7 protein-coding genes are annotated in these 11872 nt (G+C 59.8%); 5 read left to right on the top strand and 2 right to left on the bottom strand.

Annotated elements, in window-relative coordinates; translation table 11 throughout:
- Positions 1–850: 850 nt before the first annotated feature.
- Positions 851–1048: a hypothetical protein gene (locus tag Q9S52_RS09675; RefSeq protein ID WP_304708966.1), complete on the bottom strand. Its 198-nt coding sequence runs from the start codon at positions 1046–1048 to the stop codon at positions 851–853.
- Between the two features lie 210 nt (positions 1049–1258).
- Positions 1259–2101 (bottom strand): helix-turn-helix domain-containing protein, encoded by an 843-nt coding sequence (locus Q9S52_RS09670; RefSeq protein WP_370649008.1) that lies wholly within the window; start codon positions 2099–2101, stop codon positions 1259–1261.
- A gap of 167 nt (positions 2102–2268) precedes the next feature.
- Between Q9S52_RS09670 and Q9S52_RS09665 the strand changes: the two genes are divergently transcribed.
- From Q9S52_RS09665 to Q9S52_RS09645, 5 genes are all read left to right on the top strand, one after another.
- Positions 2269–3537 carry an efflux RND transporter periplasmic adaptor subunit gene (locus tag Q9S52_RS09665; RefSeq protein WP_304708964.1) on the top strand — a complete coding sequence of 423 codons (1269 nt, stop codon included), beginning with the start codon at positions 2269–2271 and terminating at the stop codon, positions 3535–3537.
- Positions 3538–3585: 48 nt separating this feature from the next.
- Complete coding sequence (locus Q9S52_RS09660) at positions 3586–6795, top strand: efflux RND transporter permease subunit (RefSeq protein WP_304708963.1); 3210 nt, start codon at positions 3586–3588, stop codon at positions 6793–6795.
- A 42-nt stretch (positions 6796–6837) separates the two neighbouring features.
- On the top strand, positions 6838–8202 hold the full coding sequence (locus Q9S52_RS09655) for a TolC family protein (RefSeq protein ID WP_297627383.1): 1365 nt from the start codon (positions 6838–6840) through the stop codon (positions 8200–8202).
- A gap of 204 nt (positions 8203–8406) precedes the next feature.
- Entirely contained in the window at positions 8407–10629 is a 2223-nt protein-coding gene (locus Q9S52_RS09650) for an Ig-like domain-containing protein (protein ID WP_304708962.1), read from the top strand.
- A gap of 12 nt (positions 10630–10641) precedes the next feature.
- A complete protein-coding gene (locus Q9S52_RS09645) occupies positions 10642–11394 on the top strand; it encodes a porin family protein (RefSeq protein ID WP_294593579.1) in 753 nt (250 codons plus the stop codon).
- Positions 11395–11872: the final 478 nt, after the last annotated feature.

Genomic DNA, 11872 nt, shown 5'->3' with positions numbered 1-11872 from the left:
CTGCCCAATCGGAGTTCCCGAAGGCACCGGCGCGTGGGGGCGTGCCGAGGACGAACCCGAGAGAATCGGGGCGAACTGTTTGCCGTGCTCTTGCGACCCAACGGGTCGCGCCGTCCTTGTCGCCCAGCGGCTTTGCCGCTCGGGGGAGTGGGCGACAGGCCGAACCCGACAGAATGTGGTGATAAACGGGCGGTGGGTTGGGCCGAGCTGTTGGTCGTGCTATTGCGGTTCGTAGAACCGCCGGGCCTGCGCGCTGGGCCTTCGGCCCACCCGGGGAGCGCGCAGCCCGAACCCGACAGAATTGGACTGAACTTTTGGCCGTGCTTTGGGCATTGCTTTTGCGACTCAACGGGTCGGCGGGCCGGACGCCTGCCCACGGGCGGCCCGCAACTCGCGATGCTCGTTGAGTGCACCCGCAGGCTTCGGTCCGCTTTGGATGGGGATAGACATTATTGGGGTAGAGGCTGGTAGCAAAAGGCGCTGTGCGTTCCTCCTGAGGGGGAGGTGTTCGGCCCGCGCGGCTCAGAGAGCCGCAGTGATGCAATTTAAATGCAGGGTTGGGTGGTCGGTTACTTAGGGTAGTTCCAGCCATCTTTCGCGTGCCTCTCGTCCTTGTTTATTCCGAGAGGCAACGCAACTGGAGACCGTGAGCACGACTGCCTGCATCATTTATAGGGAGACGCGTTATATAGAATCCTAAATACAGACAATTCGTGTCAGTTACGGACGATGAATAACAGTATCCGTTACATCCGATAGCCATCAAATCACCCGATTCACCGAAGTCTCCCGCATCGCGGTAGCCCGGGGCGCACCCACAGGGTGTTTTACTGGCCGCCTCTACCCCCGTTTATTCCGAGAGGCAACGCAACTGAAGACCATAGGCGCGGCTGTCGATGTGAACAGGATCGAGCATGCCGCATTCTAAGGCCAAATACATGCCCTGAATCGAACTGATCGTGGACGACCAGCTGTAACCGTTGTTGCCGACGTTCCATAACGCCCCCGTATCCCGATGGCGGTAGCCCGGGGCGGGGACGCTCGGCACTCGAACCGGCCCGCCTCTACCCCAATGCCGCATTAGATAACGGTGCCTCTACCCGCAAAGGATATCTCTACTTCAAAACCCGATCAAGTCTCTACGCTCCTCCAAAATGCCCAAAATGATGGGCTCTTTTTAAACTTGAATGCCGGTTCTCTGTCTAACGGATCGAAAGCTCTCAAGCGAACCGGCGCAAAACCGTAACGGACAGGGGGCTTAAAGGTGGTTGTTGCGGTACTCTTTGGGTGAGATGCCTTCGTGGCGCTTGAAGTAACGCCCCAGATAGGACTGGTCGGTGAAACGGAGGCGATCCGATATCTCTTGGATGGTCAACTCGGTGGACTGGAGCAGGGCCTTGATCTCCAGGATCGCGAACTCGTCGATGATTGTCTTGGCGGTCGTCCCGACGACCTGACGGCAAATACCGGTCAGGTATTTCGCCGATATGCAGAGCTTGTCGGAGTAGAACGAAACTTCGCGCTCGACGTCGGCGTACTCGTGTACCTGGGCGATGAATTTCTTGAAGAGCTCCTCCTGACGGTTGCCGCCCACGATCTCGCGACCGCCGAAGACGCGGTACGATTTGTCGTAGATCTCCAGCAGCAGGCAACGCAACAGCTGCTGGGCGATCGCGGTCTGAAAACGGTTCTCGCTGTCGGCGTAGACGGAGGAGGCGCTCTGCATCAGGGAGCGGATGGTCGAGGTGTAGATGGTAGGGTCGGTGTAGCAGGGGTGTTCTTTCAGGAAGGTGAAGAAGCCGAGCTCCAGCCGCATGGAGGCCTGGCCGAACATCTCGCGGGTAAAGCTGAAGAGCGAGACGGTGCAGTCGGAGCTCGCCTCTTCCAGCCGGACGATCGAGCCGGGAAGCAGGACGAGGTAGGTGTCGGGCCGGATCTCATAGGATTTCAGGTCGATCCGGATGGTGGCGCGACCGCTCAGGCCGATTAGAAAAAGGCCGCCTTCTAATTTCCGAAGGCGCGAGGCGGTCGGTTTCAGCGGGCTGGAGCCGGCAAAAAAGGTGTTTTGAACCAGAAGCATTTCCGAATTTGGCCATTTCATAAGCGTTCGATTGGGCTGATCGGCAACAAAAATAGCGTTTTCCGGAAAATGGCCGGACGGGGGTGTTCCGAAAAAGACCAAAACTAAAGACGTTTAACCGGTTTTTCTTCGGACGAAAAATGTATCTTTGCACTCTTAAATATACAAATCCAAACAGGAACGCAGCTATGAACGAAAAGTTTAGCATGATGATGAAACGGATGGGTCTGATGGCTCTCTGTTGTGCGGCGGCCGTCGGGTGTCAGCAGGCTCCGCCGGCGCAAATGGTGGCGCAATATGAGGTGTTGACGGTAGAGCCGACGGACCGGACGCTGTCGAGCGTCTATTCGGCGTCGATTCGGGGGAGACAGGATATCGATATCTATCCGCAGGTGGGGGGGACGCTCACGCAGGTGGCGGTGAAGGAGGGGCAGCGGGTCAAAAAGGGACAGACGCTCTTCGTGATCGACCAGGTGCCGTACCGCGCGGCGTTGCAGACGGCGACGGCGAATGTGGCGGCGGCGGAGGCGCAGCTGGCCACGGCGCAGTTGAATTACGACAGCCGGCAGGAGCTGTTTAAGGAGAATGTCGTGTCGGAGTTCGATATGAATACGGCCAAGAATACGCTGCTGGCGGCTAAGGCGCAGCTGGCGCAGGCCAAGGCGCAGGAGGTCAATGCGCGGAACAGTCTGTCGTACACGGTGGTGAAGAGTCCGTCGGACGGGGTGGTCGGAACGCTGCCTTATCGGGTGGGGACGCTGGTGAGTGCCAATATGCCCCAGCCGCTGACGACGGTGTCGGATAATTCGGACATGTATGTCTACTTCTCGATGACGGAAAATCAGCTGCTCGATCTGATCCGGGAGTACGGGTCGAAGGATGCGGCGCTGAAGCAGATGCCGGAAATTACGCTGACGTTGAGCGACAAGTCGACCTATGCGCAGGGCGGGAAGATCGAAACGATCAGCGGGGTGATCGACCGCGCGACGGGGGCGGTGAGCCTCAGGGCGGTCTTCCCGAACAAGGAGGGGCTGCTGCACTCCGGAGGGACGGGGAATGTGGTGGTGCCGGTCACGCGGACGGGGGTCGTGGTGATTCCGCAGTCGGCGACGTTCGAAATTCAGGACAGACGGTTCGTCTACAAGGTGGTGGACGGAAAGGCGCAGGCGACGCCGGTGCAGGTGACGAGGGTCGACGGCGGACGGGAGTTTATCGTGAACGAGGGGCTGGTGCCGGGCGATGTGATCGTGGCGGAAGGGGTCGGCTTGTTGCGTGAGGGGACGCCGATCGTGCCGAAGGGACAGCAGGCGGCTCAACCGCAGCAACAGCAACAGCAGGAGCCTCAGGCGCAACAACCGGAGGCGCAGGAGTCGAAAGTTCAGGATGCGCAGACTCGCCAGGCGGACGAGGATGCGGCCAAGGCGGAGGCCATTCGGCGGCATACGGACAAGGAATAATCATTCGGAGGAGAGGAGTCTCAAATATCAACGGGGAGGAATAATTGCATGAATCTTAGAAAATTTATCGAACGACCGGTCTTGTCGGCCGTGATCTCGATTACGATCGTCGTGGTGGGGATCATCGGGCTCTTCACGCTGCCGGTCGAACAGTATCCGGATATCGCGCCGCCGACGATTCAGGTGAGCGCCACTTATTTCGGGGCGAGTGCCGAAACGTTGCAGAAGAGTGTCGTGGCACCGCTGGAGGAGGCGATCAACGGGGTGGAGGATATGACCTACATGACGTCGACGGCTTCCAATGCGGGGTCGGTCTCCATTACGGTCTACTTCAAACAGGGGGTCGATCCGGACATGGCGGCGGTCAATGTCCAGAACCGGGTGGCACGGGCGACGGGGCAGCTCCCGGCGGAGGTGACGCAGGTGGGGGTGACCACTTCGAAGCGACAGACGAGTATCTTGCAGATGTTCGCGCTCTATAGCCCGGACGATACGTATGACGAAACGTTCCTGGCAAACTACCTGACGATCAACCTCAAACCGGAAATCCTCCGGATCACGGGGGTGGGGGACCTGATGGTGCTCGGGGCGGATTACAGCATGCGGATATGGATGAAGCCGGACGTGATGGCGCAATATAAGCTCATCCCGTCGGATGTGGCGCAGGTGCTGGCGGAACAGAATATCGAGGCGGCGACGGGGGCGTTCGGTGAAAATTCGGACGAAACGTACCAGTATACGATGAAGTACCGCGGGCGGCTGGTGACGCCGGAAGAGTTCGGCGAAATCGTCGTCCGGTCGACGGAGGACGGAGAGGTGCTCAAACTCAAGGATATCGCGGATATCGAGCTGGGGCAGGAGAGTTATGCGTTCCACGGGAAGCTGAACGGACATCCGGGGATCGCTTGTATGGTCTTCCAGACGGCGGGGTCGAATGCTACGGAGGTCAATCAGAAGATCGATGCGTTCCTGAAGGAGGCGGCCAAGAGTTTCCCGAAGGGGGTGGCGATGACGCAGCTCATGAGCTCGAACGACTTCCTCTTCGCTTCGATTCACGAGGTGATCAAGACGCTGATCGAGGCGATTATCCTCGTCACGCTGGTGGTCTATGTCTTCTTGCAGGATTTGAGGTCGACGTTTATCCCGCTCATCGGGATTATCGTCTCGCTGATCGGGACGTTCGCATTCATGGCGCTGGCGGGGTTCTCGATCAACCTGATTACGCTCTTCGCGCTGGTGCTGGTGATCGGGACGGTGGTGGACGACGCCATTATCGTCGTCGAGGCGGTGCAGGCGAGGTTCGATGTGGGGTACCGGTCGTCGTATATGGCAAGTATCGATGCCATGAAGGGGATTAGCGGGGCGGTGATCACCTCGTCGCTGGTCTTTATGGCGGTCTTTATCCCGGTCTCGTTCATGGGGGGGACGTCGGGAACGTTCTACACGCAGTTCGGGTTGACGATGGCGGTGGCGGTCGGGATCTCGGCGGTCAATGCGTTGACGCTCAGTCCGGCGCTGTGCGCGCTCCTGCTCAAACCGTACACCAATGAGGACGGAAGTTCGAAAAACAACTTTGCGGCGAAGTTCCGGAAGGCGTTCAATGCGGCTTTCGGGACGATCAGCGAAAAGTATAAGAAAATCGTGCTGGTCTTCGTGAAACATCGCTGGCTGACGTGGGGGCTGCTGATCTGCTCGGTGGCGGCGCTGGTCTACCTGATGGAGACGACCAAAACGAGTCTCGTGCCTCAGGAGGATCAGGGGACGATTATGGTCAATGTCAGCACGGCGCCGGGGAACTCGCTCCAGACGACCAATGAAATCATGGGCCAAATCGAACAGCGGCTGCTGACGATTCCGCAGGTGCAGAATTTGCAGGTGGTGTCCGGGTACGGGCTGATCTCGGGACAGGGGAGCTCGTTCGGGATGGCGATCGTCAAGCTCAAACCGTGGGACGAACGGGAAAAGAAGGAGGATGCGGTCGATGCGGTGATCGGACAGATCTATGCCCGGACGGCGGATATCAAGGATGCGCAGGTCTTCGCCATGTCGCCGGGGATGATCCCGGGCTACGGGATGGGGAACTCGCTCGATATCCAGATGCAGGACAAGGCGGGCGGAGATATCAATACGTTCTACGGAACGGTGCAGCAGTTCCTCGGGGCGCTCAACCAGCGGCCGGAGATCGCGATGGCTTACTCGACGTTCGACGTGCGCTATCCGCAGTGGATGGTGGATGTGGACGCGGCCAAGTGCAAGCGGGCGGGGACGACGCCGAATGCGGTGCTGAGCACGCTGGCGGGATACTACGGGGGACAGTATGTCTCGAACTTCAACCGTTTCTCGCGGGTGTACAGGGTGATGATGCAGGCCGATCCGAAGCACCGGATGGATGAGAAGTCGCTCGACAATACTTTCGTGCGGCTGGCTAATGGCGAAATGGCGCCGCTGTCTCAATTTGTGACGCTGACGCGCGTGTACGGGGCGGAAACCTTGAGCCGGTTCAATATGTACAACTCGATTGCGGTGAGTGCGATGCCGGCGGAGGGATATAGTACGGGGGACGCCATTCGGGCGGTCGAGGAGACGGCTGCGGCGGCACTGCCGATCGGATATGGGTACGACTTCGGCGGGATTACGCGCGAGGAGAGCCAGCAGAGCGGACAGACGGGGATTATCTTCGCGATCTGTTTCCTGATGGTCTACCTGATCCTCTGCGCGTTGTACGAAAGTTTCGTCGTGCCGTTCGCGGTGTTGCTCTCGGTGCCGTGCGGGCTGATGGGGACGTTCCTCTTCGCCAAAATCATGGGCCTGGAGAACAACATCTACTTGCAGACGGGGCTGATCATGCTGATCGGGCTGATCGCCAAGACGGCGATCCTCCTCACGGAGTATGCCACGGAACGCAGGCACGCGGGGATGAGCCTGATCGCTTCGGCGGTCAGTGCGGCGAAGGCGCGGCTGCGGCCGATTCTGATGACGGCATTGACCATGATCTTCGGTATGTTGCCGCTGATGGCGGCTACCGGGGTGGGGGCCAACGGGAACCGGTCGTTGGGGAGCGGGGTCGTCGGTGGGATGGTGATCGGGACGCTCGCGATGCTCTTCGTGGTGCCGTCGCTCTTCATCGCCTTCCAGTGGTTGCAGGAGAAGATCAAACCGTTGCAGACGGAACCGACCGAGGACTGGCAGATCCAGGAAGAGATGGAGGAGACCGAAAAAGAGTTGAAGGAGGCCGGAATCGATACGTCGAAAAAGTAGTGACGCGACGGAGTGCGTTCAAAACCAAGTAAATTCCAACGTATGAAGAGAATCATCGCGATGTCGGCGGCTGCTCTGATCCTGAGCGGCTGCGGCATCTATAAAAAATATCAGCCGACGGAGGAGGTGCCGGAGGGTTTGTACGGGGCAGGGCTGTCGGAGGGGAAGGATACGACCAATTTCGGGAACTTGTCGTGGAGGGAGGTCTTTACGGACCCGTATCTGCGGGACCTGATCGACTCGGCGCTGGTGAGGAATACGGATATGCGGACGGCGACGCTGAGGGTGGAGCAGGCCGAGGCGGGGCTCAGGGCGGCGAGGTTGTCGTACCTGCCGTCGATCGCCTTCACGCCGGAGGCGGCGGTCAGCAGCGTCGATACCAAACGGGCGGTGCAGACGTACAACATTCCGGTGGCGGCGAGCTGGGAGATCGATATCTTCGGCAAACTGACCAATGCCAAACGCAAGGCGAAGGCCGGCTTCGAACAGAGTCAGGAGTACGAGCAGGCGGTGAAGACGGGACTGGTGGCGGGGGTGGCCAATGCGTACTACACGCTTTTGATGCTGGATGCGCAGCACCGGATTGCGGTCGAAACGGAGGCGATCTGGAAACAGAGTGTCGAAACGACCCGCGCGATGAAAAAGGCGGGGATGGTGACCGAGGCGGCGCTGGCCCAGACGGAGGCGACCTATTACGGGATTTGCACGCAGGTGCTCGATCTGGCTGAAAAAATCAATCAGGCGGAGAATTCGGTCAATCTCCTGCTGGCGCGAACGCCGCAGGGGATTGCGCGGGGACGGCTCGCGGAACAGCGGATGCCGGAGACCTTCTCGGTGGGGGTGCCGATCCAGATGCTGGCCAACCGGCCGGACGTGCGGGCGGCGGAACTGTCGCTGGCGCAGGCTTTCTATACGACTAACGCGGCAAGGGCGGCTTTCTATCCGAGTATCACGCTCAGCGGGAGCGCGGGGTGGACGAATAGTGCGGGGAGCATGATCGTCAATCCGGCCAAGTTCGTCGCGTCGGCGGTGGCGCAGCTGATGCAGCCGATCTTCGCACGGGGAGCCAATCGGGCCAACCTCAAGATCGCCAAGGCGGAACAGGAGGTGGCGCAGCTGACGTTCGAACAGACGCTCTTGCAGGCGGGGGTAGAGGTGAACGAGGCGGTGGAACAGTATCAGACGGCGAAGGAGAAGGCGGACTACTACGAAAAACAGGTGGCGTCGCTGGAGACGGCGACGAAAAGTACGCAGTTGCTGATGAAGCACGGCAATACGACCTATCTGGAGGTGCTGACGGCGCAGCAGACGCTGCTCACGGCGCAGCTCAGCCGGGTGGCCAACCGTTTCTCGGAGATTCAGAGCATGATTACCCTCTACCGGGCGCTCGGCGGGGGACGGATGTAGGCGTCGGATTTATGCGGCGGGGGAGCTTTCTGTTTCCTGCGCCGGGACGGCGACCGGCTTGAGGGCATGGCTTTCAGGGCGGTCGCCGTTCCGTTTTCGGGGCGGTCGTCTCCGGCTTCTTAGGGGAGGCGGTTTGCGGGGGACAGCGGCCGGGCGGGAAAATATACCTATATTTGTTGTTCGGACGGGGGCGGCGAGACGGGAATGGGATGCGGGGAGGCTGTTGTGGCGGAGGAACCGAATGCCGTCGCGGCGTTGGCCGGTATGGTGGGACGAAAATTTTACGGAAACAAAGAGGATTATACGCGGATGAGAGAGTTTCGGATACGCGATCTGTTGTTCGTGCTGCTCGGTTGCACGATCTTCGTGCGGTGCGCTTCGATTGCGCAGCCGCAGGGAGGGCCGCGCGACTCGCTGCCGCCGCTGGTGGTCGGGACGGTGCCGATGCAGCGGACGGTGAATTTCGACGGGAAACGCATCGTGCTGAATTTCAATGAATATGTCGCTCTGCGCGACCAGCAGAAGGAGATGCTCGTCTCGCCGCCGTCGCCGACGGGAAAGCAACCGCAGCTGACGGTAAAGGGGAGGTCGATCGTGGTCGATTTCGAGGAGAAACCGGACAGCGGGACGACTTATCGGATCGATTTCGGAAACTCGATCGCCGACAATAACGAGGGGAATCGGCTGGGAAACTATGCCTTTATCTTCTCGACGGGGGCGGAGCTGGATACGCTCATCATGAGCGGTTTGGCGGTCGATGCGCAGACGAGGGACTCGGTGGTCGGGGCGATGGTCTTCTTCTTCGATGCGGAGGCGGACTCGGCGGTGTACGATTCGGTGATGTTCAACGCGCGGGCGAGGGCGATCTTCCGAACGGACAGTTCGGGGCTGTTTCTGGCCGATATTCTGCGGGATCGGGATTACCGGATCTATGCGATGCTGGACAAGAACGGAAATCAACGCTATGAACCGGGAAAGGACTATATCGCGATGCTCGATTCGGTCTACAACCCGACGCGGATGCCGGATTTCGATATGTGGATCGACCCGGCGGAGGGACGGCGCGGCCCGAGGAGACGGATCGAACCGCCGCAGCTGGTGTTCGAACTCTTCCTGGAGGAGCCGAAGCAGAGGACGATGATTCTGGAGCAGAAACGGCCGATCAGGCAGCAGTTGCAGATCGTCTTCAACAACAGGGAGCGGCAGCGGATCGTCTCGTTCGCGCCGGAGGGGATCGATTCGACGTGGCTGAGGAGGGAGGACGGGATCAAGGGGGATACGGTCTGGTACTGGATCGAACCGCCGACGAAACAGGAGGCGGAGCTGTTGCCGGATACGGTGAGGGTCAGGATCGAGTATATGACGCAGGACAGTGTCTGGCAGCCGCAGGTGCGGAGCGAGACGCTCTCGTTCGTACATCGGGTCTTCGACCGGAATGCGCCGCGAAGGGTGCAGCGCTCGAATACGGCGTATGCGGACAGTGTCCGGAAGGTGCGCGAGGAGCGGCGACGGGCGAAACGGGCTGAGCGGTTGCAGAAAAAATGGATCAGGGTGGCGAGGGTGATCAGCCGGCGGAGGGGCGATCCGAAACGGACGGATGCGGAGCTGCTGGCGGACAGTACGCTCTTCAAACAGGTGGATGTCGATACGACGCAGGTCGAAAAACCGAAACGGGGGGAAGAGGAGGCGGGGGCGCCGAATCTGTTCGGGTTCAATGTCCTGGCGGATAATCCGTTGATTCCGGACAACCATATCCGGATGGTATTCGACTATCCGTTGCGGAGGGTGGACAGCAGCCGGATTCGGCTCACGAGGCTCACGGCGGGGGCGGCGGCGTTGCCGAGCCGCGACCGGCAGACGGTGGCCACGGAGGCGACGGTGCAGAAGGTCGAACAGCCGGAGGCTTTCACGGTCGATTTCGATACGGTTTCGCGACGCATGCTGACGATTCGGGCGGACTGGAGGCCGGACGAGGAGTATGCGCTGCTGATTCCGGACAGTGTCTTCCTCGATGTGGCGTTCCAGGCGAACGATACGCTGAAATCGACGTTCCGGGTGGCGGATACGAGCCGATTCGGAACGGCGATCATCCGTCTGTTGGGCCTTGCGGAGGGGGATAGCGTGCCGGGAACGGAGTATATTCTGGAGTGGCAGACGAGGGACGGTAAGACGGTGAGAAAGGTGACGCATGCGGTGAGGGGAGGGGTCTATAAGTTGCAGTATCTGCCGCCGAATCGCTATCGGCTCCGGGTGACGGAGGATCGCAACGGAAACGGGGAGTGGGATACGGGCAGTCTGGTCGATCGGAGGCAGCCGGAGAGGAGCCGTTTCTGGGAGCATCCGGTCTCGGGGCGGGATATTCTGGCGAAGGAGAATTGGGATGTAGGGGTGGAGGTGGATGTGGATGAATTGTTCGGGCGGTTTTGATGATACATGGGAATGAAAATCAATAGGTTGAAATATCTGGTCTGGTCTGTGGCCGTCGCTCTGGGGGCGGGCTGCGGGACGGTGAGGGGGCAGGAGCGGGGGGTGCCGTCGGAGACGCTCAGCGCGGCCTGGGCGCCGGTCAAGGTGGATCACTATATCGGTGTGAGGGGGGGGTATGCGATGGGGTCGATCCGGTTCGAACCGACGAGGCAGACGAAAATGAAGATGGGGCTGATGGTGGGGGGGATTTCCTATAAGTTCGATGTCCCGGCGCAGAAGTATGTGGGGTGTATCGAGGCGGATATCAACTGGTCGCAGAAGGGGTACAGGGTGCATCGCTATTTCGATTCGGAGGAGGTGTCGGAACGGGTCTGGAGTGTGATCGAGGTGCCGATTCTCTGGCAGCCGTATCTGCCGTTGGGTAAGGGGGGATCGAGGTTCTACCTCAGCGCGGGGCCGTATGTGAGCTATGCGCTCGATTCGCGCTTCAGGGAGTTCAACGAGGTGACGGGGGAGGTGATCGAGAAGGGAAAGTATGAGTATGATCCGACGAGGGACAATCGCTGGGAGTACGGGGTGACGTTCGGGGCGGGGTTTCTGGTGGCGATCCGGCGGTTTTCGATCTCGGCGGAGTTTCGCTATAACATCGGGTTGTCGGATGTCTACAAGGGGGTGACGAAGTATGAGGGCAATCCGTTTCGGTCGCCGGCGGATCAAATGGCGATTACGCTAGGGGTGAATTACAAAATCAGGATGCACAAGTAGGGCGACTCTGTGGCGTGAGGAGGTTATTTGGGCTGACACAGCCGATTGGCCGCGGCGGGGCACGTCATGGCGCGTGAACACCGGGTTGGGCCACCGGCAGCGGGAGGATGCGTCAGCATCCGTCTAAAGTTTCTTTGGTTCTTTCTGTTCACAGAAAGAACAGTTCTATCCGGGGCAGTGATCAGACCGCGCGCGATTGCTGAAGTGGGAAATCATTCAAACGCATGATCTGCGTTTGAATAAGATTTCCGCCAGCGCGCGGCCAGAGAACAGGGGTAGAGGCGGCCAGTGGAAATGCGTAAGCATTTCCTGTTCACGAGACGTGGGGCCTGCGCGGCCTGAGCGCAGGCCCCTCCTGTAGCCAAAGACGCGCGCCCCGCCAAAAGAAGCGATTCAGCTATTTCGGCGGTGAGCTGAATATAGATGAATCGCGCAGGCGCGCGAAAAAACTCAGTCCGCTCGCGAAAACTCCGTCGCC

The organism is uncultured Rikenella sp. (assembly GCF_948810725.1).
In the GTDB taxonomy this organism is placed as follows: Bacteria; Bacteroidota; Bacteroidia; order Bacteroidales; family Rikenellaceae; genus Rikenella.
Note: the sequence above shows the minus strand (reverse complement) of the source record. Positions and strands in the feature narration are given on the sequence as shown.